At 56.6% G+C, this 24,743-nt stretch carries 22 protein-coding genes and 1 other RNA gene; 16 read left to right on the forward strand and 7 right to left on the reverse strand.

Annotated elements, in window-relative coordinates:
- Positions 1-8 precede the first annotated feature (8 nt).
- From tdcB to garL, 5 genes are all read right to left on the reverse strand, one after another.
- On the reverse strand, positions 9-998 hold the full coding sequence (gene tdcB / locus UTM25_RS12405; protein WP_045403593.1) for a bifunctional threonine ammonia-lyase/L-serine ammonia-lyase TdcB: 990 nt from the start codon (positions 996-998) through the stop codon (positions 9-11).
- Between the two features lie 100 nt (positions 999-1,098).
- Entirely contained in the window at positions 1,099-2,019 is a 921-nt protein-coding gene (tdcA, locus tag UTM25_RS12410; RefSeq protein WP_194401301.1) for a transcriptional regulator TdcA, read from the reverse strand.
- A gap of 686 nt (positions 2,020-2,705) precedes the next feature.
- Positions 2,706-3,082: RNase P RNA component class A (rnpB, locus tag UTM25_RS12415), an RNA gene on the reverse strand.
- 59 nt (positions 3,083-3,141) lie between these two features.
- Positions 3,142-4,032 (reverse strand): 2-hydroxy-3-oxopropionate reductase, encoded by an 891-nt coding sequence (gene garR / locus UTM25_RS12420; protein WP_194401302.1) that lies wholly within the window; start codon positions 4,030-4,032, stop codon positions 3,142-3,144.
- 21 nt (positions 4,033-4,053) lie between these two features.
- Positions 4,054-4,824 carry a 2-dehydro-3-deoxyglucarate aldolase gene (garL, locus tag UTM25_RS12425; protein WP_194401303.1) on the reverse strand — a complete coding sequence of 257 codons (771 nt, stop codon included), beginning with the start codon at positions 4,822-4,824 and terminating at the stop codon, positions 4,054-4,056.
- 374 nt (positions 4,825-5,198) lie between these two features.
- Here garL and garD point away from each other — a divergent pair, with 374 nt between their 5' ends.
- Positions 5,199-6,770, forward strand: a complete 1,572-nt coding sequence (garD, locus tag UTM25_RS12430) for a galactarate dehydratase (RefSeq protein WP_194401304.1) — start codon at positions 5,199-5,201, stop codon at positions 6,768-6,770.
- Between the two features lie 73 nt (positions 6,771-6,843).
- On the opposite strand, the gene UTM25_RS12435 is transcribed toward garD, so the two are convergent.
- Positions 6,844-7,647 (reverse strand): DeoR family transcriptional regulator, encoded by an 804-nt coding sequence (locus UTM25_RS12435; RefSeq protein WP_194401305.1) that lies wholly within the window; start codon positions 7,645-7,647, stop codon positions 6,844-6,846.
- 251 nt (positions 7,648-7,898) lie between these two features.
- Between UTM25_RS12435 and kbaZ the strand changes: the two genes are divergently transcribed.
- The 11 genes from kbaZ (at position 7,899) to UTM25_RS12490 (ending at position 19,983) form a co-directional block, all read left to right on the forward strand.
- The gene (gene kbaZ, locus UTM25_RS12440; protein ID WP_320714834.1) at positions 7,899-9,194 is read left to right on the forward strand and encodes a tagatose-bisphosphate aldolase subunit KbaZ; all 1,296 of its coding nucleotides are present in this window, start codon (positions 7,899-7,901) and stop codon (positions 9,192-9,194) included.
- A 20-nt stretch (positions 9,195-9,214) separates the two neighbouring features.
- Positions 9,215-9,688, forward strand: a complete 474-nt coding sequence (gene agaV / locus UTM25_RS12445) for a PTS N-acetylgalactosamine transporter subunit IIB (protein ID WP_194401307.1) — start codon at positions 9,215-9,217, stop codon at positions 9,686-9,688.
- 10 nt (positions 9,689-9,698) lie between these two features.
- On the forward strand, positions 9,699-10,478 hold the full coding sequence (agaW, locus tag UTM25_RS12450) for a PTS N-acetylgalactosamine transporter subunit IIC (protein WP_024906387.1): 780 nt from the start codon (positions 9,699-9,701) through the stop codon (positions 10,476-10,478).
- Positions 10,468-11,346, forward strand: a complete 879-nt coding sequence (gene agaE, locus UTM25_RS12455; RefSeq protein ID WP_194401308.1) for a PTS N-acetylgalactosamine transporter subunit IID — start codon at positions 10,468-10,470, stop codon at positions 11,344-11,346. Before agaW ends, agaE begins: the two co-directional genes overlap by 11 nt.
- Positions 11,347-11,362: 16 nt before the next feature.
- On the forward strand, positions 11,363-11,797 hold the full coding sequence (gene agaF / locus UTM25_RS12460) for a PTS galactosamine/N-acetylgalactosamine transporter subunit IIA (RefSeq protein ID WP_194401309.1): 435 nt from the start codon (positions 11,363-11,365) through the stop codon (positions 11,795-11,797).
- Positions 11,794-12,924: an N-acetylglucosamine-6-phosphate deacetylase gene (nagA, locus tag UTM25_RS12465; protein ID WP_194401310.1), complete on the forward strand. Its 1,131-nt coding sequence runs from the start codon at positions 11,794-11,796 to the stop codon at positions 12,922-12,924. The genes agaF and nagA overlap by 4 nt, the downstream gene beginning before the upstream one ends.
- 247 nt (positions 12,925-13,171) lie before the next feature.
- Positions 13,172-14,320 (forward strand): SIS domain-containing protein, encoded by a 1,149-nt coding sequence (locus UTM25_RS12470; RefSeq protein ID WP_194401311.1) that lies wholly within the window; start codon positions 13,172-13,174, stop codon positions 14,318-14,320.
- A 12-nt stretch (positions 14,321-14,332) separates the two neighbouring features.
- Positions 14,333-15,205: a tagatose-bisphosphate aldolase subunit KbaY gene (gene kbaY, locus UTM25_RS12475; RefSeq protein WP_194401312.1), complete on the forward strand. Its 873-nt coding sequence runs from the start codon at positions 14,333-14,335 to the stop codon at positions 15,203-15,205.
- 116 nt (positions 15,206-15,321) lie between these two features.
- Complete coding sequence (gene malX, locus UTM25_RS12480; protein WP_194401313.1) at positions 15,322-16,893, forward strand: maltose/glucose-specific PTS transporter subunit IIBC; 1,572 nt, start codon at positions 15,322-15,324, stop codon at positions 16,891-16,893.
- A gap of 12 nt (positions 16,894-16,905) precedes the next feature.
- Positions 16,906-18,078 carry a PatB family C-S lyase gene (locus tag UTM25_RS12485; protein ID WP_194401314.1) on the forward strand — a complete coding sequence of 391 codons (1,173 nt, stop codon included), beginning with the start codon at positions 16,906-16,908 and terminating at the stop codon, positions 18,076-18,078.
- Between the two features lie 15 nt (positions 18,079-18,093).
- The gene (locus UTM25_RS12490) at positions 18,094-19,983 is read left to right on the forward strand and encodes an enterotoxin (RefSeq protein WP_194401315.1); all 1,890 of its coding nucleotides are present in this window, start codon (positions 18,094-18,096) and stop codon (positions 19,981-19,983) included.
- Positions 19,984-20,050: 67 nt separating this feature from the next.
- Here the strand turns inward: UTM25_RS12490 and rsmI are convergent, their stop codons facing one another.
- The gene (gene rsmI / locus UTM25_RS12495; RefSeq protein WP_194401316.1) at positions 20,051-20,914 is read right to left on the reverse strand and encodes a 16S rRNA (cytidine(1402)-2'-O)-methyltransferase; all 864 of its coding nucleotides are present in this window, start codon (positions 20,912-20,914) and stop codon (positions 20,051-20,053) included.
- A gap of 62 nt (positions 20,915-20,976) precedes the next feature.
- On the opposite strand from rsmI, the gene UTM25_RS12500 reads away from it, so the two are divergent.
- The 4 genes from UTM25_RS12500 to dolP are packed head-to-tail and all read left to right on the forward strand — an operon-like array spanning position 20,977 to position 24,704.
- Positions 20,977-23,154 carry a penicillin-binding protein activator gene (locus UTM25_RS12500; RefSeq protein ID WP_194401317.1) on the forward strand — a complete coding sequence of 726 codons (2,178 nt, stop codon included), beginning with the start codon at positions 20,977-20,979 and terminating at the stop codon, positions 23,152-23,154.
- Positions 23,112-23,507, forward strand: coding sequence for a YraN family protein (locus tag UTM25_RS12505; RefSeq protein ID WP_194401318.1), 396 nt, complete (start codon positions 23,112-23,114; stop codon positions 23,505-23,507). Before UTM25_RS12500 ends, UTM25_RS12505 begins: the two co-directional genes overlap by 43 nt.
- 21 nt (positions 23,508-23,528) lie before the next feature.
- The gene (gene diaA, locus UTM25_RS12510; RefSeq protein ID WP_003861754.1) at positions 23,529-24,119 is read left to right on the forward strand and encodes a DnaA initiator-associating protein DiaA; all 591 of its coding nucleotides are present in this window, start codon (positions 23,529-23,531) and stop codon (positions 24,117-24,119) included.
- 9 nt (positions 24,120-24,128) lie between these two features.
- Positions 24,129-24,704 (forward strand): division/outer membrane stress-associated lipid-binding lipoprotein, encoded by a 576-nt coding sequence (gene dolP / locus UTM25_RS12515; RefSeq protein ID WP_029739641.1) that lies wholly within the window; start codon positions 24,129-24,131, stop codon positions 24,702-24,704.
- Positions 24,705-24,743: the final 39 nt, after the last annotated feature.

Below are 24,743 nucleotides of genomic sequence, written 5' to 3' on the forward strand. Positions count from 1 at the left end.
GGTCACCTTTATGCGTCAACGAAGCCGGTAATTTGGGAAACGCGGGAGAGGTCGATATTGCCGCCGGAAATAATGCAGACGGTTTTACGGCCCTGAATATAGCGATCGAGCTTGCCGCTTAATAACGCGGCACAGGCCAGCGCGCCGGCACCTTCCGTCACCACTTTATTTCGCTGAATAAGGGCAATCATGCTGTCGCGAATGTTGTCTTCGCTGACCAGCACAATGTCATCAACCAGCTCGCGAACAATTTCGAACGGTAAATTACCGGGACGAGAAACATCACAGCCGTCGGCCAGCGTGCCGGTAACGCGATGGCTCATTATTTCCCCGGCCTGGTACGATGCCGCCATGCCGTGAACATTTTCTGACTGCACGCCGATGATATTAATGGTGGGGTTGATGGATTTAATTGCCGTCGCAATCCCGGCAATTAATCCGCCGCCGCCGATAGGCACAATGACGTTATCCACATCGTACAAATCTTCGAGAATTTCCAGACCGATGGTGCCCTGCCCGGCAATCACTTTGGCGTCATCGTACGGCGGAATAAAAATACGCCCTTCCATCTCGACGATTTCGCTGACTTTGGCGATGGTGTCGTTGAAGTTCTCGCCGTGCAGCACAACTTCCGCCGAGTAGTCGCGCGTCGCGGCCACTTTAGACTTCGGCGCGCCCATCGGCATCACCACTTTGCCGTCGATGCCAAGCATGGCGCAGGAGAGGGACACACCCTGCGCGTGGTTTCCCGCGGAGCAGGCGACAACGCCTTTGCGTTTCTCGGCATCGGTCAGCGAGCTTAATTTGTTAAACGCGCCGCGGATCTTAAACGAGCCGGTACGCTGCATGTTCTCAAACTTCAGGAATATTTCGCCCTTACAGCGTTCGCTGAGATAATTCGAGCGCGGCATGCCGGTTTTATATACTTTTCCTGCCAGTCGTTTTCTGGCGTCCTGAATATCTTCAATCGTTACCGGGAGATCGTAGGTAATGTGCATAATATCCTCGTTATAATAATTCATTCTTTTCAGGCAAAGTCAGGGTATCAGAGCGTTACAGAGATAAGCTCTGGGTGTTTTTAAAATGAATACTCATTATTCATCGTCGTCTTTCGATATTCATCGACGAATACTGTTTTGCCAGCTCAACTAATACTGACGCCGATTTTTTAATCCTGTAATTTTTTGACCACACGGCGGCATAACGCGCCACGGGTAATTCATCTTCCACGGGCAACACAATAAACTGGTCAGAACCGAACGGCGCAATCATGTCGCGGGGAATAACCGTCAGATAATCGGCATTCAGCACAAGGTTATAAATGGTGACGACGGAATCGGTCTGGACGATGTTTTCGATGCTGATGTGGTTGTATTGCAGAGTGGTCAGAAGTTCTTTGTAGTAGCCCATATCGGTTTGCGGCATCACCCACTGCTCGTGCGTGAGCGATGCCAGTGTCGTCGGGCCGGTGCACGTTCGCGTTTTGCTGGCGACCAGCACAAACTCGGACTCAAACAGCGGTTCGACGTGCAGATCCTGCAGCAGCATTTCATCACTCAGGGTGCCGATAGCGAAATCCAGACGACCGTCGCGAATGGCCGGAAGGAAAGAGGAGAGCTGGGCTTCATACATCGAGACGCGTGCTTTTGGGAACACTTCCTTAAATTTTTTGATCATCTCTGACAGGAAGGTAAAGCCGATCAGCGACGGGTAGCCAAAGGAAACGTCCATAACGGTACTGAAACTCAGGCTGTTAATCTCACTCACCATGTTTTTCATTTCGCGGGTGATCGACTCTGAGTACGAGAGCAGAACCTGGCCTGCGGCAGTGAGTTTTACGCCGGTGTTTTTACGCACCATCACTTCCACGCCGAAGTAGGACTCAATATCGCTGATGATTTTACTGACGGCGGGTTGCGTCAGGCCCAGCTGTCTTGCTGCAGAACCTATGGAGCCACTTTTAATGACTTCCTGAAATACCACGAGGTGCTGTGTTTTCGGTAGAATAATAGTGTTCATAATATTCTGCGCTTATTTCCCTATGACGGAGCGAATTCTACCTAATAGTGTTTCAGAGGGTATGTGCTGTCACTCACAATTTGCTTTTTAGCACGCTTTACCGGAACAACAACAATCTGAAAATACATTTATTATCAATGACATATATAAATAAAGCCACACCATTACGCTGATATCGATCAACAAAATCAGTAGTAATAAATTTATTTTATGGCGATAACCTTGATAAATTTTCCGGCTTTAAAAAAATCAATAAAGACGATCTTTCAGGCAATTAAAGACCAATAAATAACCGCTATTTGTTTAAAACATTCTTTCAGTTTATTAAATTTTTTCGATGCGAATTGTCAGGTTTGCGAAAAAGAGTGGAATGCGTCACATATTCACGGGAGAAATGTATTTGATTTCAATATATGCATATCAAACGCGAAAAGTTTCGGGATCATTAAGGTAACAAACATAACAAATTATCAATACTAAAAATCGTGTTTTTTTAGCGTGAAATTTTGTGATGAAGATCATCTACAGATACAGAAACGACACTGAAGGGATAAAAACAGTGAAATGTGCTTAATGTCGCAAATATGAGAATTGATGTCGTTTGTCCCGTTGCCACGTGGCGCTGCGCTTACCCGGCCTGCTACACCCGGAAAGCAAAAACCCCGCCGAAGCGGGGTTTTTAAAGAAGTTGAAGCTGACCGATAAGCCGGGTTCTGTCGTGGACAGTCATTCATCTAGGCCAGCAATCGCTCACTGGCTCAAGCAGCCTACCCGGGTTCAGTACGGGCCGTACCATGTGAACCCCTATTTGGCCTTGCTCCGGGTGGAGTTTACCGTGCCACGGACTGTTACCAGCCGCGCGGTGCGCTCTTACCGCACCCTTTCACCCTTACCTGATCCCGCTTACGCGGGCCATCGGCGGTTTGCTCTCTGTTGCACTGGTCGTGGGTTTCCCCCCCAGGCGTTACCTGGCACCCTGCCCTATGGAGCCCGGACTTTCCTCCCCTCCGCCCGTCTCCCCCGAAAGGGACGACGACGAAGCGGCGACTGTCTGGTCAGCTTCGGCGCGCAGTATAGAGGGTTTGCGCGCCGCTGTCACCCTAAGGTGAAGGCAAGGCGTGATTAACGCGCCACTTCCACCTTCGCCAGCTTTTCGTAGTAGCATGCAATCGCGCTGTGGTCGGCCGTGCCCAGGCCATCGGCACGCAGCGCCTGCATCATCTCCATGACCGCCGCGGTCAGTGGCAGCTGTGCGCCTACGCCGTGAGACGTATCCAGCGCGTTCGCCAGATCTTTGATATGCAGGTCGATGCGGAAACCGGGTTTGAAATTACGATCCATGACCATCGGCGCTTTGGCATCCAGCACGGTACTGCCCGCCAGACCACCGCGAATGGCCTGATAGACCAGGTCCGGGCTAACGCCCGCTTTGGTTGCCAGCGTCAGCGCTTCGGACATGGCGGCAATGTTCAGCGCCACAATCACCTGGTTTGCCAGCTTGGTCACGTTACCCGCCCCGATGTCCCCGGTATGCACCACGGAGCCCGCCATGGCTTTCATCAGGTCGTAGTATCTGTCGAAAACGGCTTTATCGCCGCCGACCATCACCGACAGCGTGCCGTCGATCGCTTTCGGCTCTCCGCCGCTGACCGGCGCATCCAGCATATCGACGCCCTGCGCTTTTAACGCCTCGCTGATTTCACGGCTTGCGAGCGGCGCAATAGAGCTCATATCAATCAGCACCAGGCCCGGCTTCGCACCGTCGATAATGCCGTTCTCACCCAGCGCGACCTCTTTAACATGCGGGGAGTTTGGCAGCATGGTGATGATAACGTCGCACTGCTCGGCAATGGCTTTCGCGGTTGTGGCAGCTTCAGCGCCAGCCGCTATCACCTCTGCCACGGCCTGCGGATTGTGATCGGACACCACCAGTGAGTAACCCGCTTTGATGAGGTTCTTACTCATTGGTTTACCCATGATGCCCAGGCCAATAAAACCCACTTTCAGCGTCATAATCTGTTTCCTCAATGATGGTTATTTTTTAAAAGCGTCCGCTAATTTCTGCGTGGCTGAGCGGAATACGCCGAGGTCGCTACCGACGGCAACAAACGTGGCTCCCCACTCCAGATAGCGCCGGGCGTCAGCTTCAACCGGCGCCAGAATGCCGCAGGGTTTGCCGTGCGCTTTGGCGCGGGCAAAGATGTGCTGGATCGCGCGCTGCACGTCCGGATGACCGGCATTCCCCAGGTGTCCGAACGCGGCCGCCAGATCGCTCGGGCCGACGAAGATACCGTCCACGCCGTTTGTGGCTGCAATCGCGTCGACGTTATCAACGCCCTGTTGGCTCTCAATCTGAACCAGAATGGTGATGTTGCTATTGGACTGCGCGAAGTAGTCCGGCACGGTGCCAAACATATTGGCGCGATGCGAAACCGAAACGCCGCGGATCCCTTCTGGCGGATAGCGCGTTGAGGCTACGGCCAGTGCCGCTTGTTCTTCCGTCTCCACAAACGGGATCAGGAAGTTGTAGAAACCGATATCCAGCAGGCGCTTGATAATCACCGGCTCGTTGGTGGGCACGCGCACTACCGGGGCGCTGGGGCTGCCTTTCAGCGCCATCAGCTGCGGAATAAAGGTGCTGATATCGTTCGGCGCATGTTCGCCGTCCAGCACCAGCCAGTCGAAACCGGCCAGACCCAGCACTTCGGTGCTGATAGGGTTTGCCAGCGCGGACCAGCAGCCAATCTGAATCTGGTGCGCCGCGAGGGCCGCTTTAAATTTATTCGGGAAGATAGCGTTATTCATCGTAATTACCTTTTTAATTCCGCAGCCTTTTTCAGCATCATTTTATTTATTCAGACACCGCGCCAGCATTATATTTATTATTCTGACGTATTCTGGCGTTATAAAATCGTCATTCAGTATAAGACGCAATCCACGACCGCACATTGTTGTAATGCTCAAGCATTGCGGTAAATTTTGATAAAATTTTTTGCATATGCACAAGGCGCTGGGCGCTAATGCACAGAATCAGGGATTACCGGTTCGGGAGCGATCGCGATCACATTTTCATCTTCACTATGCTGACATGCTTTAATTCTGAAAGCCGCGTATTTATTTCTACCATTTGAAAATTGGCTGAATTTATTATCAGACACTTTGCTGGAGAATACTGAACAATGGCCGACATTGAAATTCGACAGGCATCGCCGACGGCGTTTTATATAAAAGTCCACGACACCGATAATGTGGCGATTATTGTCAACGACAACGGCTTAAAAGCGGGCACCCGCTTCCCGGACGGGCTGGAACTGATTGAGCATATTCCGCAGGGACATAAAGTCGCCCTGGTGGATATCCCTGCTAACAGCGAAATCGTACGTTACGGTGAGGTCATCGGTTATGCCGTTCGTTCTATACCACAGGGTAGCTGGGTTGAGGAGTCGCTGGTAGCGCTGCCGGAAGCGCCGCCGCTGAACACGCTTCCGCTGGCGACCCGCGTGCCGGAACCGCTTCCTCCGCTGGAGGGCTATACCTTCGAAGGCTACCGCAACGCGGACGGCAGCGTCGGCACCAAGAATCTGCTCGGTATTACCACCAGCGTGCACTGCGTGGCGGGCGTAGTGGATTACGTGGTGAAAATCATCGAACGCGATCTGCTGCCAAAATACCCGAACGTCGACGGCGTAGTTGGCCTGAACCATCTCTACGGCTGCGGCGTGGCGATTAACGCCCCTGCTGCCGTGGTGCCTATCCGTACCATCCACAATATCGCCCTGAACCCGAACTTTGGCGGCGAGGTGATGGTAATCGGTCTGGGGTGTGAAAAATTGCAGCCAGAGCGCCTGCTGCAGGGCACCGAAGATGTGAAAGCCATTCCGGCAGACGAGGCCAGCATCGTGCGTCTGCAGGACGAGCACCACGTGGGTTTCCGCTCAATGGTCGACGATATCCTGCAGGTGGCTGAACGCCATCTGGACAAGCTCAACAAGCGCCAGCGCGAAACCTGCCCGGCGTCTGATTTGGTAGTGGGAACACAGTGCGGCGGCAGCGATGCCTTCTCCGGCGTGACGGCCAACCCGGCGGTGGGCTATGCGTCCGATCTGCTTGTTCGCTGCGGCGCCACGGTGATGTTCTCCGAGGTGACCGAAGTGCGTGACGCCATCCATCTGCTCACGCCACGCGCCGTTAATGAAGAGGTCGGCAAGCGCCTGCTCGAGGAAATGGCCTGGTACGATAGCTATCTCGATATGGGCAAAACCGACCGCAGCGCCAATCCCTCACCGGGGAACAAAAAAGGCGGTCTGGCCAACGTAGTGGAAAAAGCCCTCGGGTCGATTGCCAAATCCGGCCAGAGCGCGATTGTGGAAGTGCTATCTCCGGGCCAGCGCCCGACGAAACGCGGCCTGATCTACGCGGCAACGCCGGCTAGCGATTTCGTCTGCGGCACGCAGCAGGTCGCATCCGGCATTACGGTGCAGGTCTTTACCACCGGGCGCGGCACGCCGTACGGCCTGATGACGGTGCCGGTGATCAAGATGGCGACCCGCACCGAGCTGGCAAACCGCTGGTATGACTTAATGGACATCAACGCGGGCACCATCGCCACCGGGGAAGAGAGCATTGAGGACGTGGGCTGGAAACTGTTCCACTTCATTCTGGATGTCGCCAGCGGGCGGAAGAAAACCTTCTCGGATCAATGGGGATTACATAATCAGCTGGCGGTGTTCAACCCGGCACCGGTGACGTGATTCATATTCCCAACCGCACCGAGCAGTCCCCTCTCCCCTATGGGGAGAGGGTTAGGGTGAGGGGAAAGCCCCCTTAAACCAGCACCACCTCAATCCCGCTTTTTCGCAGCCCTTCAAGGCTCTCCGTTGGAATGCCTTCATCGACAATAATCATATCAATCCTTTGCGTATCAATGATTTTATGCAGGCTTGAGCGGTTAAACTTGCTGGAGTCAGTGACAACGATAATACGCTCCGCCACCTCGCACATTTTGCGGTTCAGGCGGGCTTCGTCTTCGTTATGCGTACTCACGCCGCGGTCGAGATCGATGGCGTCAACGCCGAGGAACAGCAGGTCAAAATGGTAATTCTGTAGCGACTGTTCTGCCTGGTCACCGTAGAAAGATTGCGACTGACGGCGCAGATGCCCGCCGGTCATCAGCAATTCCACCCCTTCCGCTTCCAGCAACGCATTCGCCACGTTCATCCCGTTGGTCATCGCAATCACGTCCGTGTGCTGGCGCAGCATGCGGGCGATTTCATACGTCGTGGTGCCGGAGTCCAGAATAATACGGTGCCCGGGTTTGACCAGCGCGGCAGCGGCCTGCGCGATACTGCGCTTCACCGCCGTGTTCAGCGAGCTTTTATCCTCCACGGAAGGCTCAGCGCCCGGCATGTTGCCTTCGCAAATCAATGCCCCACCGTAAGCGCGAACGGCGATGCCCTGCTTCTCCAGGAACGCCAGGTCGTTGCGGATCGTCACCGTCGATACGCCATACAGATGAGACAGATCGTTAACCTGCACGCTTCCCTGCGCCCGCAACCGCTGAATGATCTGCTCTCGCCTTTCACTGGTGCCGGTGATGCGCTTTTCCGCGGATGAATCGGTGCTGCTCATACGAGCTCCTTAATAAATAGTCTTTCGTTTCATTTCGTTTTGTCTATTAAGGCCTTTCTTTTTCGGGAATGCAAGTCCCGCCTTACGTCCAGACGCAAGCCAACACTTAGCTGAAACCTTTCATTATGTTTCTTTTGTGAAACGGATCGGAAAACCATTATCTTTCGTTTTATTTTTATATCACCATGATGCAGGATTAAATGAAACAAAACGAAAGATAAATATCATTACCATCCGAAATGGAGAGGAAAGTGAAACATCTGACAGAAATGGTGGAACACCATAAACGGGGGGATTCAAACGGGATTTACGCCGTCTGCTCCGCGCATCCACTGGTACTGGAAGCAGCCCTTCGTTACGCGCATTCGCATCAGTCGCCGCTGCTGATCGAGGCCACCTCCAACCAGGTGGATCAGTTTGGCGGCTATACCGGCATGACGCCTGCGGATTTTCACGGGTTTGTCTGCCAGCTGGCCGAGTCGCTCGACTTCCCGACGTCACAGCTGATCCTCGGCGGCGATCACCTTGGCCCTAACCGCTGGCAAAACCTGCCGGCGCAACAGGCGATGGCAAATGCCGACGATCTGATCAAAAGCTATGTCTCTGCCGGATTCAAAAAGATCCACCTCGACTGCAGCATGTCCTGCGAAGACGACCCCGTTCCCCTGACCGATGCGATCGTTGCCGCACGCGCCGCACGCCTGGCGAAGATCGCCGAAGCGACCTGTCGCGAGCAGTTTGGTGAATCCGATCTGGTCTACGTTATCGGTACGGAAGTGCCGGTTCCCGGTGGCGCGCACGAGACGCTCACCGAACTTGCCGTCACCACGCCGGACGCGGCCCGCGCCACGCTTGAAGCGCACCGCCACGCGTTCGAAAAGGAAGGCTTACGCGACATCTGGCCGCGCATTATTGGCCTGGTGGTCCAGCCTGGCGTGGAGTTCGACCACGCGCACGTCTGCGACTATCAGCCGCAGAAAGCCGTTGCCCTGAGCAAAATGGTTGAAGCCTACGACACGCTGGTGTTTGAAGCGCATTCCACTGACTACCAGACGCCGCAGGCGCTGCGCCAGCTGGTTAACGATCACTTTGCGATTCTGAAAGTTGGCCCCGCCCTGACCTTCGCCCTGCGCGAAGCGCTGTTCTCGCTGGCCGCCATAGAAGAGGAGCTGCTGCCAGCGAAAGCCGTTTCAGGCCTGCGTCACGTGCTGGAAAACGTCATGCTCGACCGCCCGGAATACTGGCAAAGCCATTACCACGGTGACGGCAACGCGCGTCGCCTGGCGCGCGGCTACAGCTACTCTGACCGCGTGCGCTATTACTGGCCGGACAGCCAGATTGACCACGCCTTCGAACGGCTGGTGCGCAACCTGGCAGACGAGCCTGTTCCTCTGCCGCTGATCAGCCAGTACCTGCCGCTGCAGTACAGTAAAGTTCGCGAGGGTGCTCTCAAGTCAACGCCACGGGAACTCATCATCGACCGCATTCAGGACATACTCCAGCAGTACCACGCCGCCTGCGAAGGCGTAACGACTCAAAACGCATAATTAAAAAAGAGGAAAACGCTATGCCAAACATTGTCTTATGCCGCATCGACGAACGCCTGATCCACGGTCAGGTGGGCGTGCAGTGGGTGGGGTTTGCCGGCGCAAACCTGGTGCTGGTCGCTAACGATGAGGTCGCTGAGGATCCGGTTCAACAGAACCTGATGGAAATGGTGCTCGCGGAAGGGATCGCCGTGCGCTTCTGGTCGCTGCAAAAGGTGATCGACAACATTCACCGCGCCGCTGACCGCCAGAAAATCCTGCTGGTCTGCAAATCACCCGCCGATTTTCTGAAGCTGGTCGAGGGCGGCGTGCCCATCACCCGTATCAACATCGGAAATATGCACTACGCCAGTGGCAAACAACAAATTGCCAAAACGGTCTCTGTCGACGCGAACGATATCGCCGCGTTCAACGGCCTGAAAACGGCCGGTGTGGAATGCTTCGTTCAGGGCGTTCCAACAGAAACTGCTTTGGATCTCTTTAAACTGCTCTGAGGGATTCACAATGGAAATCAGTCTGTTGCAGGCGTTGGGGTTGGGCATACTCGCCTTTATCGCCGGTCTGGATATGTTTAACGGGTTAACGCACATGCACCGCCCGGTGGTGCTCGGGCCGCTGGTCGGCCTGATTCTGGGCGATCTGCACACCGGCATTTTGACCGGCGGTACGTTAGAGCTGGTCTGGATGGGGCTGGCCCCGCTGGCCGGTGCCCAGCCGCCTAACGTCATTATCGGCACCATTGTGGGTACCGCATTTGCCATCAGCACTGGGGTGAAGCCAGAAGTTGCCGTTGGCGTCGCCGTCCCGTTTGCCGTCGCGGTACAGATGGGAATCACGTTCCTCTTCTCGGTGATGTCCGGCGTGATGTCACGCTGCGATCGCATGGCGGCCAATGCAGATACTCACGGTATTGAACGGGTGAACTATCTTGCGCTGCTGGCGCTCGGCATCTTCTATTTTCTGTGCGCGTTCCTGCCGATCTACTTTGGTGCGGAACATGCGAAAACCGCCATTGACGTTCTGCCGGCACGGTTGATTGACGGCCTCGGCGTCGCAGGCGGCATCATGCCTGCCATCGGCTTCGCCGTGCTGCTGAAGATCATGATGAAAAACGTCTACATCCCTTACTTCATTATCGGTTTTGTCGCCGCCGCCTGGCTCAAGCTTCCGGTGCTGGCGATTGCGGCGGCCGCGCTGGCGATGGCGCTGATTGACCTGATGCGTAAATCACCTGAACCGACGGCTCCCGCAGCCCAGAAAGAGGAATTCGAAGATGGCATCTAACCACACCACCCTGCCGGGCGTGTCTGAAAGCGAAGAGACGCTGCTGACCGGCGTGAATGAAAACGTCTACGAAGACCAGAGCATCGGTGCCGAACTGACGAAAAAGGATATTAACCGCGTGGCCTGGCGTTCCATGCTGCTGCAGGCCTCGTTTAACTACGAGCGTATGCAGGCCTCCGGCTGGCTGTACGGGCTGCTGCCCGCGTTGAAAAAGATCCACACCAACAAGCGCGACCTGGCGCGGGCGATGAAAGGCCATATGGGCTTCTTTAACACCCACCCGTTCCTGGTGACCTTTGTTATCGGCATCATTCTGGCGATGGAGCGATCCAAGCAGGATGTGAACAGCATCCAGAGCACCAAAATTGCCGTCGGCGCACCGCTCGGCGGCATTGGCGACGCCATGTTCTGGCTAACCCTGCTGCCCATCTGCGGCGGTATTGGCGCCAGCCTGGCGCTGCAGGGTTCGATTCTGGGCGCAGTGGTCTTTATCGTCTTATTTAACGTGGTACACCTCGGCCTGCGCTTTGGCCTGGCGCACTACGCTTACCGGATGGGCGTCGCGGCCATTCCGCTGATTAAAGCCAACACCAAAAAGGTCGGCCACGCGGCGTCTATCGTGGGGATGACGGTGATCGGCGCGCTGGTGGCAACCTACGTCCGCCTCAATACCACGCTCGAGATCAAAGCCGGGGATGCGGTCGTCAAGCTGCAGGCCGACGTTATCGACAAGCTGATGCCTGCATTTCTGCCACTGGTCTATACCCTGACCATGTTCTGGCTGGTGCGCCGCGGCTGGAGCCCGCTGCGGCTGATCGGTATCACCGTGCTGCTGGGCGTTGTCGGTAAATTCTGTCACTTCCTGTAAAAGCAAAGAGGTTGCGATGTTAGGCATTATTTTGACGGGTCACGGCGGTTTTGCCAGCGGGCTTGAGCAGGCGATGAAGCAGATCCTCGGCGAGCAGCCGCAGTTTATCGCCATCGATTTTCCGGAAACCTCCACCACCGCGCGGCTGACCGCTCAGCTTGAGCAGGCGGTGAGCGAACTCGACGCAGAGCACGATGTTGTGTTTCTCACCGACCTGCTCGGCGGCACGCCGTTCCGCGTGGCGTCAACGCTCGCGATGCAAAGATCGGGCAGCGAAGTGATAACCGGCACCAACCTGCAGCTGCTGCTGGAGATGGTGCTGGAGCGCGACGGATTAAGCAGCGAGGCGTTTCGCCTGCAGGCGCTGGAGTGCGGACACCGCGGCCTGACGAGCCTGGTGGACGAGCTGGGGCGCTGTCGCGAGGAAGCCCCTGCCGAGGAAGGGATATGAGCCAGCTGCTGCGCGCGCGGCGGATCCTTACCGAACAGGGCTGGCTGGACGACCACCAGCTGCGCATTGAAAGCGGCGCGGTTGCAGCGATTGAACCCATCCCGGCGGGGGTTACGGCGCGCGATGCGGAGCTGCTTTGCCCGGCGTATATCGATACGCACGTCCACGGCGGCGCGGGCGTGGACGTCATGGATGATGCGCCCGACGTGCTGGACACTCTGGCGATGCATAAAGCGCGCGAAGGGGTGGGCGCATTTCTGCCCACCACCGTCACCGCGCCGCTGGAGGCCATCCACGCCGCGCTGATGCGTATCGCCCGGCGCGCTCAGTCCGGCGGCCCCGGCGCGCAGATCCTGGGCAGCTATCTGGAAGGACCGTACTTTACGCCGCAGAACAAAGGGGCGCATCCGCCGGAGCTGTTCCGGGAGCTGGATATCGCCGAGCTGGACAGGCTGGTAGACGTTTCACAGGGCACGCTGCGGGTAGTGGCGCTCGCACCGGAAAAGCCCGGCGCGCTGCAGGCGATTCATCATCTTAAACAGCGCGGCATACGCGTAATGCTGGGCCACAGCGCCGCCACGTACCGGCAAACTCTCGCCGCGTTTGATGCGGGTGCCGACGGGCTGGTTCACTGCTACAACGGCATGACGGGGCTGCACCACCGAGAGCCCGGCATGGTCGGCGCCGGGCTTACGGACAAACGGGCGTGGCTGGAGCTGATTGCCGACGGCCACCACGTCCATCCGGGGGCGATGCGCTTATGCTGCTGCGCGCAGGATCGCGTGGTGCTGATTACCGATGCCATGCAGGCGGCAGGTATGCCGGACGGTCGGTATACCCTGTGCGGTGAAGAGGTCACGATGCAAAACGGCGTGGTTCGAACCGGCTCCGGCGGGCTGGCGGGCAGCACGCTGTCGCTGGATGCCGCGGTCAGGAATATGGTGAAGTTTGCGGGCGTAGCCGCCGAAGAGGCGATCCATATGGCCTCGCTGCACCCTGCCCGGCTGCTGGGCATTGACGGTCAGCTTGGATCCTTAACCCCGGGCAAACGCGCCAATATCATTGCGCTGGACGGTGATTTACATCTCCAGCGGATCTGGATTCAGGGCCAGGCTCTCCCCCTTTAGCCCTTTCACTGTGTCTCCTTTTTGGCTTTACGGCCTGAAACCGTAAGGCCTTTCTTTTCCTTTCCTTAAATTCCTCCTTTATTTTCACGATCACACTTTTCGTTTTATTTCTTTTCATCCATTGAAGTTTCGATTTCTTTTCTATAGATTTTATTTAACTGCTTAAGTGAACAAGTGAAACGAAACGAAAGATAGCGACAAGATTGCCAGCGTCTGATGTGGAATTCACACGACTAAGGACTGAGTTATGCCACAAACCACTACCACCACTACAACCGGCACCTGGACCGAGGAAGAGATCCGCCAGCAGCCTGCCAGCTGGATCCGCTCGCTCAACAACATCGATAACCTGCGTGCTTCAATCGACAGTTTCCTGACGCCGCTGCTGCGCAAGCGCGATCTGCGGATCGTCCTGACCGGCGCGGGCACATCAGCCTTTATCGGCGATATCATTGCGCCATGGCTTTCAAGCCACACCGGGAAAAACTTCACCGCCGTCCCGACAACCGATCTGGTCACGAACCCGATGGACTACTTCAGCCCTGGGCACCCGCTGCTGCTGGTTTCGTTTGCCCGCTCCGGCAACAGTCCGGAAAGCGTCGCGGCCGTTGAGCTGGCAAACCAGTTCGTGCCGGAGTGCTACCACCTGTCCATTACCTGCAACGAGGCGGGGAGCCTGTACCAGAACGCCGTCGACAGCGATAACGCCTTTGCCCTGCTGATGCCTGCCGAAACGCACGATCGCGGGTTCGCGATGACCAGCAGCATCACCACCATGATGGCGAGCTGTCTGTCCGTGTTCGCCCCGGAAACGATCAATAGCCACACCTTCCGCGACGTCGCCGATCGCTGTCAGGCGATCCTCACCTCGCTCGGGGATTTCAGCCACGGCGTCTTTGGCAGCGAACCGTGGAAACGGATCGTGTATCTGGGAAGCGGCGGCCTGCAGGGCGCGGCGCGCGAATCGGCGCTGAAGGTGCTGGAGCTGACGGCGGGCAAGCTGGCGGCATTTTACGACTCCCCTACGGGCTTCCGTCACGGGCCGAAGTCGCTGGTCGATAGCGAAACGCTGGTGGTGGTGTTCATCTCCAGCCATCCGTATACGCGTCAGTACGATCTGGATCTGCTGGCCGAGCTGCGCCGCGATCGCCAGGCCCTGCGCGTCGTCGCCATCGCCGCTGAAAACGATCCGGTCATTGAAGCGGGTCCGCACATTCTGCTGCCGCCTTCACGTCCGTTTATCGATATGGAACAGGCGTTCTGCTTCCTGATGTATGCCCAGGTCTTTGCGCTCACCCAGTCGCTTAGCACAGGCATTACGCCCGATACGCCATCCGCCAGCGGGACGGTCAACCGCGTGGTGCAGGGCGTCGTTATTCATCCGTGGCAGGCTTAAGAGGATCTGATTATGAGTATTATCTCGACGAAATACCTTCTGCAGGATGCGCAGGCAAAAGGCTACGCCGTTCCGGCGTTCAACATCCACAACGCGGAGACGATCCAGGCGATCCTCGAAGCGTGCAGCGAAATGCGATCGCCGGTGATCCTCGCGGGCACGCCGGGCACCTTTAAGCACATTGCGCTGGAAGAGATCTACGCCCTGTGCAGCGCCTACTCCCACACCTACGACATGCCGCTGGCGCTGCACCTCGATCACCACGAATCGCTGGACGATATTCGCCGCAAGGTGAACGCGGGCGTACGCAGCGCGATGATCGACGGCAGCCATTTTCCATTTGAACAAAACGTGAAGCTGGTGAAGTCGGTGGTCGATTTCTGCCACCTCAACGACTGCAGCGTCGAAGCCGAGCTGGGCCGCCTGGGCGGCGTGGAAGATGACATGAGCGTGGACGCCGAAAGCGCGTTCCTCACCGATCCGCAGGAGGCGAAACGCTTCGTCGAACTGACCGGCGTCGATAGCCTTGCAGTCGCCATCGGCACCGCGCACGGCCTGTATACCAAACGCCCGAAAATTGACTTCCAGCGGCTGGCGGAAATTCGCGAAGTGGTCACCGTGCCGCTGGTGCTGCACGGCGCGAGCGATGTGCCGGATGAGTTTGTTCGCCGCACCATCGAGCTGGGCGTGTGCAAAGTCAACGTGGCCACCGAGCTGAAAATTGCCTTCTCTGACGCGGTTAAAGCCTGGTTTGCCGAAAACCCGCAGGGCAACGATCCGCGCTTCTACATGCGGGTCGGCATGGACGCCATGAAAGAGGTGGTCAGAAGCAAGATCGCCGTTTGCGGCTCGGCAAACCGGCTCCTGCTTTCTGCCGAAGCCTGATCCCATCGCGCATTACGTCAATCCCTAAAAAATAACTATAAGCCTCGCAAATATGAAGGCGCGTCCTTAAGCCAGACTGCGCCTTCCATTATCCTAAAAATCCGAGGAGTCCCTACATGACACAGGAAAAGTCGTTTAAATCGAAAGCGTGGGAATTTTTCCAAAGCCTGGGAAAGACGTTTATGTTCCCGGTCTCTCTGCTGGCCTTTATGGGGTTGCTGCTGGGTATCGGTAGCTCCGTCACCAGCCCTTCTACTATTAAAAGTTTTCCCTTTCTGGGCGGTGAGTTAACGCAGCTGACCTTTGGCTTTATCGCCATGGTAGGCGGGTTCGCCTTTACCTATCTGCCGCTGATGTTTGCCATGGCGATCCCGATGGGTCTTGCCAAACGCAACAAGGCCGTAGGCGCCTTTGCCGGGTTTGTTGGCTATATGCTGATGAACCTGAGCATCAACTACTACCTGACCGCCACCCACCAGCTTGCCGACGCCGCCACCATGAGACAGGTAGGACAATCGATCGTGCTGGGGATCCAGACCCTGGAGATGGGCGTGCTGGGCGGCATAGTGGTCGGGGTGATCACTTACTTCCTGCACGAGCGTTTTCAGGACACCGTGCTACATGACGCCTTTGCCTTCTTTAGCGGCATTCGTTTTGTGCCCATCATTACTGCCCTCACGCTGTCGCTGGTCGGGCTGTTTATCCCGCTGCTGTGGGAATACGTCGCGCTGGGGATTGCCGGAATTGGCCATATCATTCAGAGCACCAGCGTTTTCGGACCGTTCCTGTACGGCGTAGGCGTGCTGCTGCTTAAACCCTTTGGTCTGCACCATATTCTGCTGGCGATGGTGCGCTTCACGCCGGCAGGCGGCATTGAGATGGTCAACGGTCATGAAGTGGCCGGCGCGCTGAATATCTTCTACGCCGAGCTGAAAGCCGGACTGCCGTTTAGCCCGCACGTTACCGCGTTTCTGTCGCAAGGCTTTATGCCGACCTTTATCTTTGGCCTGCCTGCCGTGGCGTACGCCATCTACCGCACCGCGCGCCCGGAAAACCGCCCGGTGATTAAGGGACTGCTGCTTTCCGGCGTGCTGGTTTCCGTCGTCACCGGTATTTCAGAACCGATTGAGTTTCTGTTCCTGTTTATTGCCCCCGCGCTTTACGCCTTCCATATCGTCATGTCTGGCCTGGCGTTGATGGTGATGGCTCTGCTGGGGGTAACCATCGGCAACACCGACGGCGGGATCCTGGATCTGCTGATCTTCGGCGTGATGCAGGGGATGTCGACCAAATGGTATCTGCTGTTCCCGGTCGGTATCGCCTGGTTTGCCATCTACTTCTTCGTCTTCCGCTGGTACATCCTCAAACACGATATCAAGACGCCGGGACGTGAAGTGGACGCGCAGGGTGCGCAGCAGGCCGTCGAAGCCAACACCCGCGCGCGTGGGAAATCGAAATACGATCACGGGCTTATCCTGCGCGCCCTCGGCGGCAAAGAGAACATCGAGTCGCTCGACAACTGCATCACTCGCTTGCGCCTGGTGGTGAAAGAGATGGGGCTTATCGATCAGCAGGCGCTGAAAGCGGCGGGCGCCCTGTCTGTGGTGGTGCTGGATGCTCACAGCGTTCAGGTGATCATCGGTCCGCAGGTGCAGAGCGTCAAAACCGGCATTGAAGCCTTAATCTAACAGGGGGTTGTTGTGTTTGATTTCGACAAAATCATCGAGCGTAAAAGCGATAAGTGCCGTAAATGGGACCATGCTTTTGTCTGCTCACGCTTTGGTGATGTCCCGCAGGGGTTTATCCCGCTGTGGATCGCAGATATGGACTTCACCTCGCCACCGGCGGTTATTGAAGGCTTCCAGCGCATCGTTGAGCACGGCACCTTTGGCTATACCTGGTGCTTCGATGAATTCTACGACGCGGTGATGGCCTTCCAGCGCACGCGTCATCATGTTGAGGTGGAGAAATCGTGGATCACGCTGACCTACGGCACTGTCTCCACGCTGCATTACACGGTCCAGGCGTTCTGCACGCCTGGCGACAGCGTGATGATGAACACGCCGGTTTACGATCCGTTTGCGATGGCAGCGCAGCGCCAGGGAGTTCGGGTGCTTGCCAACCCACTGTGCGTGAAGGATAACCGCTATCAGCTGGATTTTAATCTGATTGAAGATCAGCTCAAAACCCACCGTCCAAAACTGTGGTTCTTCTGCTCGCCGCATAACCCCTCGGGCAGGATCTGGCGCGCGGATGAGATACGCCTGGTGTCCCATCTCTGTAAACGCTACGGCACAATTCTGGTTGTCGATGAGGTTCACGCTGAGCACATTCTGGACGGCACATTCGTCAGCTGTCTGACCTCGGGCTGTGCCGCACTGGACAACCTGATCGTGCTGACATCGCCAAATAAAGCCTTCAACCTGGGCGGGCTAAAAACGTCCTACTCCATGATCCCGAACGGTTCGCTGCGCCAGCGCTTCCGCCAGCAGCTTGAGAAGAACTCGATTACCTCACCCAATATGTTCGGCGTATGGGGGATTATCCTCGCCTACCAGCACGGCCTGCCGTGGCTTGACGCGCTGAACGGGTATCTGCAAGGCAATGCCCGCTACCTTGCGGACGCTATTCATACCCATTTTCCGGCGTGGAAGATGATGAACCCGGAGTCGTCGTATCTGGCCTGGATAGACGTAAGCGCCGACGACCGCAGCGCCACAGCGTTGACCCAACATTTCGCCCAGCAGGCCGGTGTCGTGATTGAAGACGGCAGCCACTACGTGCAAAACGGCGAAAACTACCTGCGGATTAACTTCGGCACCCAGCGCTACTGGCTGGAACAATCCATCAACCGAATGCTGAAGCATTACTGATTAGGATCTTAACCGATGAAAAAAGTGCTCACTCTCTCGCTGCTGGCTTTCTCTGTTTCTCATGGTGCTCTGGCCGCCAACTACGCGTTCAATAACGACAATATTGCTCTGTCGTTTGATGATGCAAACTCAACGGTAGTGGTTAAGGACAATAAGGCAAACCATCCACTCACGCCGCAGGAGCTGTTTTTTCTGACGCTGCCGGACGAGACAAAAATCCATACCGCGGATTTCACCATTAAGCACGTCGAAAAGCAGGACCACGCAATTGTCATTGACTTTACCCATCCAGACTTTAACGTAACGGTGAAGCTGAACCTGGTGAAGGGAAAATACGCCAGCATCGGCTACACCGTTGCCGCAGTCGGCCAGCCGCGAGACGTGGCAAAAATTACCTTCTTCCCGACCAAAAAGCAGGCTCAGGCGCCCTATGTTGACGGCGCGATCAATAGCTCGCCGATCGTGGCTGATTCGTTTTTTATTTTGCCGGACAAGCCCATCGTTAACACTTACGCCTATGAAGCGACCACCAATCTCAACGTAGAGCTGAAAACACCGATCCAGCCAGAGTCGCCGGTCAGCTTTACCACCTGGTTCGGCACCTTCCCGGAAATCAGCCAGCTGCGCCGCAGCGTGAACCAGTTTATTGATGCCGTGCGTCCGCGGCCGTACAAGCCTTACCTGCACTACAACAGCTGGATGGATATCGGCTTTTTCAATCCGTACACCGAGCAGGATGTGCTGAAGCGGATGGACGAGTGGAATAAAGAGTTTATTTCCGGGCGCGGCGTGGCGCTGGACGCCTTCCTGCTGGATGACGGCTGGGACGACCTTACCGGGCGCTGGCTGTTTGGCCCGGCATTCAGCAACGGTTTTGGCAAGGTACGGGAAAAAGCCGACAGCCTGCACAGCTCGGTCGGACTGTGGCTTTCACCGTGGGGCGGATATAACAAACCGCGCGACGTGCGCGTCTCGCATGCAAAAGAGTATGGGTTCGAAACCGTTGATGGAAAGCTGGCGCTGTCAGGGCCGAACTACTTTAAGAACTTCAATGAGCAGATCGTTAAGCTTATCAAAAACGAACACATTACCTCATTCAAGCTGGACGGGATGGGTAATGCAAATTCGCATATTAAGGGCAGCCCGTTCGCCTCGGATTTTGACGCCTCTATCGCTCTGCTGCACAACATGCGCAGCGCCAACCCGAATCTGTTTATTAACCTGACGACCGGTACCAACGCCAGCCCGTCCTGGCTGTTCTACGCTGATTCCATCTGGCGCCAGGGCGATGACATCAACCTGTACGGCCCCGGCACGCCGGTGCAGCAGTGGATGACCTACCGCGATGCGGAAACGTACCGCTCCATTGTTCGCAAAGGGCCGCTGTTCCCACTGAACTCGCTGATGTATCACGGGATCGTCAGCGCGGAAAACGCCTATTACGGGCTGGAAAAGGTGCAAACGGACAGCGACTTTGCCGATCAGGTCTGGAGCTACTTCGCGACCGGCACGCAGCTGCAGGAGCTGTATATCACCCCTTCAATGCTGAACAAGGCGAAGTGGGATACCCTGGCGCGGGCCGCGAAGTGGTCGCGGGAAAACGCCGGCGTGCTGGTGGATACGCACTGGATTGGTGGCGATCCAACCGCGCTGCAGGTTTACGGCTGGGCATCCTGGAGCAAGGACCAAGCGATTCTCGGCTTGCGTAACCCGTCGGATAAACCGCAAAGCTACTACCTGGATTTGACGAAAGATTTTGAAATCCCGACAGGGAACGCGGCGCAGTTTCGTCTGAAAGCGGTGTACGGCAGTAATTCAACCGTACCGGAGAAGTATAAAAACGCGGTGGTAATTACGCTGCAGCCGCTGGAAACGCTGGTGTTTGAGGCGGTGCCAGTTAACTAAAAGGCGCATAACGATCTGCAGGCCGGGTAAGGTGCAGCCGCCACCCGGCAAAACAGGCGGCAGGGGCTTACTCCCCCTGCTGCTCCAGCGCATGCTTATACAGCGCATTTTTCTTCACGCCGTGGATCTCCGCCGCTAGTGCCGCCGCTTTCTTCAGCGGCAGTTCCGCCTGCAGCAGCGCCAGCGTGCGCAGCGCGTCGGCAGGCAGCGCGTCTTCCTGCGCTTTATGTCCTTCGACAATCAACACCATTTCACCCTTGCGGCGGTTTTCATCTTCCTTCACCCACGCCAGCAGTTCACCCACCGGCGCACCGTGAATGGTTTCCCATGTTTTGGTCAGCTCGCGCGCCAGCACCACGTAGCGGGCCTCTCCCCACACGATCACCATATCTTCCAGGCTCTCCAGCAGGCGGTGCGTGGATTCGTAGAAAATCAGGGTGCGCGGTTCCGCCTCCAGATCTTTTAACACGTCGCGACGGCCTTTGGATTTAGCAGGCAGGAAGCCTTCATAGCAGAAACGATCGGATGGCAGACCCGCCGCACTCAGCGCAGCAATGGCAGCGCACGGTCCCGGCAGCGGCACAACGCGAATACCGGCTTCACGACAGGTACGCACCAGGTGATAGCCAGGATCGTTGATCAGCGGCGTACCGGCGTCGGAGACCAGCGCAATGTTCTGCCCCTCTTTCAGCTTCGCCACCAGCGTTTCGGCTTTTTGTTGCTCATTGTGATCGTGCAGGGCAAACAGACGGGCGTTAATCGCGAAGTGTTGCAGCAACAGGCCGGTGTGGCGGGTATCTTCAGCGGCAATTAAATCAACAGCTTGCAGTACGGTGAGCGCACGTTGGGTAATATCAGACAAATTCCCGATAGGAGTAGGTACAATATAAAGCTGGCCTTGAGAATTATCTGCCGTTTCGTGTTGTTTCATTGTTTCGTCCGTATTGCCGATTTAATATTGAGCATTGCGTAAAAAAAATCACTGGATACAGTATGGTACCGTTAACGTTTCTTCGAAAAAAAGCCACGCGCAGCGTGCCGCTTCTGCTGGCAGCCCTGATCTTTGCAGGCTGTGGCACCCAGGCACCTGACCAGAGCACCGCCCATCTTCAGGGTTCTGCTCAGGCTGATTCTGGCTTTTATCTGCAACAAATGTCGCAGAGTTCAAATGATACCAAGACCAACTGGCAATTACTCGCCATTCGTGCACTGCTGAAAGAGGGTAAAACCCAGCAGGCAGCCGAACTGTTTAACCAGTTGCCAAAAGATCTTAACGACGCCCAGCGTCGTGAGCAGAGCCTGCTCTCTGCCGAGCTGAAGGTCGCGCTGAAAGATTACGCCGCCGCGAAGAAGATCCTCGGGGATATTGACGTGAGCGCGCTGGATAAAAATCAGCAAGCTCGCTTCTGGCAGGCGGGCATTACCGCGGAGCAGGGGCGTCCTTCCCTGACGCTGCTCCGCGCCCTCGTCGCGCAAGAGCCGCTGCTCGGCGGTGCCGACAAGCAGAAAAATATTGATGCTACCTGGCAAGCGCTTGCCTCGATGACTCAGGAACAGGCGCAGGCGCTGGTCATCAACGCCGATGAAAACGTCCTTCAGGGCTGGCTGGATCTGCAGCAGATGTGGTTTAACAACCGCAGCGATCCAAAGATGCTGAAAGCCGGTATTACGGACTGGCAGACGCGCTACCCGCAAAACCCGGGTGCGAAAATGCTGCCAACCCAGCTGGTGAACGTGCAGAACTTTAAGCCAGCATCCACCAGCAAAATCGCCCTGCTTTTGCCGCTCAACGGCCAGGCGGCGGTGTTTGGCCGTACCATTCAGCAGGGCTTTGAAGCCGCGAAAAACGGTACCACCTCGGTAACCGGCAGCGCGGTTCCCGCGCAGGCGGCCCAGGCGGCTAACGTGAATGATGTGGTCAGCCCGTCCGCAGCGGAGACCAGCGACCTGACCACGGCGCAAGCGCCGGCGCAGGGTACGATGCAAAACCCGGTGACGGCTCCGACGACGCCTCCAGCTACAGCTGCACCTGCTGCGGCAGCCCCGGCTACTACAGCACCTGCTACTCAGGCTCCGGCCGAGACGCAAGCGGCGCCAGCGCCTGACGCAACGGCAGAACAGCCTCAACCGCAGCCTGCACAACCCGCGGCCCAACCTGCTGCGCAGCCGCAGGCCGTGGCAACCACCAGCGCCAACCCGGGCGCTGAGTTGAAAATTTACGACACCAGCTCGCAGCCGCTTGACCAGGTTCTGGCCCAGGTTCAACAGGACGGGGCGAGCATCGTTGTCGGTCCGCTGCTGAAAAACAACGTGGAAGAGCTGATGAAGAGCAATACCACGCTGAACGTGCTGGCGCTCAACCAGCCTGAGCAGGTTCAGAACCGAGCCAATATTTGCTACTTCGCGCTTTCCCCTGAAGATGAAGCCCGCGATGCGGCGCGCCATATTCACGAACAGGGTAAGCAGGCTCCGCTGCTGCTCATCCCACGCAGCGCGCTGGGCGATCGCGTGGCCAACGCCTTTGCCGATGAGTGGCAGAAGCTCGGCGGCGGCGTGGTGCTGCAGCAGAAATTCGGTTCCGTCTCTGAACTGCGCGCGGGCGTAAACGGTGGAGCGGGTATCGCGCTTAACGGCAGTCCTGTCACCGCGAGCCTGCCGCAGCAGCAGGGCGTGACGATTGGCGGGCTAACGATTCCTGCTCCGCCTACCGACGCGCAGATTAGCGGTGGCGGCAAAGTGGATGCGGCCTATATCGTTGCTACACCGCAGGAGATCGCCTTTATCAAACCGATGATCGCGATGCGTAACGGCAGCCAGAGCGGCGCAACGCTCTACGCCAGCTCGCGCAGCGCGCAGGGCACCGCAGGCCCGGATTTCCGTCTGGAAATGGACGGTCTGCAGTACAGCGAAATCCCGATGCTGGCAGGCAGCAACCCGGCGCTAATGCAGCAGGCGCTGAGTACCGTACGTAACGATTATTCGCTGGCGCGTCTGTATGCAATGGGTGTCGATGCATGGGCGCTGGCGAACCACTTTACCCAGATGCGTCAGGTGCCGGGCTTTGAGCTTAACGGCAACACCGGCGATCTGACCGCGACTCAGGACTGCGTGATCAACAGGAAGTTATCATGGCTCAAATACCAGCAGGGGCAAATCGTCCCGGCCAGTTAAGCCGTAAAGAGACCGGCGATGCGTGGGAATTAAAGGCGCGTCTCTGGCTTGAAGGCAAAGGACTGCGCTTTATCGCCGCTAACGTCCGCGGGCGCGGCGGCGAAATCGACCTGATCATGAAAGACGGTCAGGTCATCGTGTTTGTAGAAGTCCGCTTTCGACAGTCCTCCCGTTTTGGCGGTGCTGCCGCCAGCGTGACGCTCGCCAAACAACATAAATTATTACAGACTGCCCACTTGTGGCTTGCCCGCCATAATGGGAGCTTTGATACTGTGGATTGCCGGTTCGATGTGATAGCCTTCACCGGAAATGAGATCGAATGGCTTAAAAACGCTTTTGGCGAAGACGCATAATTAAGATTTAAAAGGGATAACGTGCTCGAAAGAATTAAAGTGTGCTTCACAGAAAGCATCCAGACTCAGATTGCCGCGGCGGAAGCCCTTCCGGATGCTATCTCGCGTGCCGCAATGACGCTGGTGCAATCCCTGCTTAATGGCAACAAAATCCTCTGTTGTGGCAACGGCACGTCAGCCGCCAACGCACAGCATTTTGCTGCCAGCATGATCAATCGCTTTGAAACAGAACGCCCGAGTTTACCCGCCATTGCACTTAATACCGATAATGTGGTCTTAACGGCGATTGCTAACGATCGTCTGCATGACGAAATTTACGCAAAGCAGGTGCGAGCCCTGGGTCACGCCGGAGATGTGCTGCTGGCCATCTCCACGCGCGGCAATAGCCGGGACATTGTCAAAGCCGTTGAAGCCGCCGTCACCCGCGACATGACAATCGTGGCCTTAACCGGCTATGACGGGGGTGAGCTGGCGGGTCTGCTTGGGCCGCAGGATGTGGAAATCCGCATTCCTTCTCACCGGAGCGCGCGTATTCAGGAGATGCATATGCTCACGGTGAACTGCTTATGTGATTTGATCGATAACACGCTTTTCCCTCACCAGGATGATTAAGGAGTTCTTATGAAGGCTTTATCGACCCTCGCAGTCCTTATGTCTGCATTACTGCTTCAGGGATGTATCGCTGCGGCCGTTGTGGGTACCGCTGCCGTAGGCACCAAAGCGGCAACCGATCCTCGCACCGTGGGGACACAGGTGGATGACGGTACGCTGGAGCTGCGCGTCAACAGTGCGCTGTCAAAAGACGAACAAATCAAGAAAGAAGCGCGTATCAACGTGACGGCTTATCAGGGCAAAGTGCTGCTGGCAGGCCAGGCGCCGAATCTGGAGCTCGCCTCTCGCGCGAAACAGATTGCGATGGGCGTCGAAGGGACCACAGAGGTGTTTAACGAAGTGCGTCAGGGCAAGCCAATTGGCCTGGGTGACGCCTCTTCCGATACCTGGATCACCACCAAAGTGCGTTCCCAGCTGCTGGGCTCGGACCAGGTGAAATCCTCCAACGTGAAAGTGACGACTGAAAACGGCGAAGTATTCCTGCTGGGTCTGGTGACCGACCGTGAAGGGAAAGCGGCGGCCGATATCGCCAGCCGGGTGAGCGGCGTGAAGCACGTCACCACCGCGTTTACTTACATCAAATAAAAAAAATCCCCTCGCTTGAGGGGATTTTTTTGTAGGCCC

This window comes from Enterobacter sp. 61D5, assembly GCF_034107965.1.
GTDB lineage: Bacteria > Pseudomonadota > Gammaproteobacteria > Enterobacterales > Enterobacteriaceae > Enterobacter > Enterobacter cloacae_M.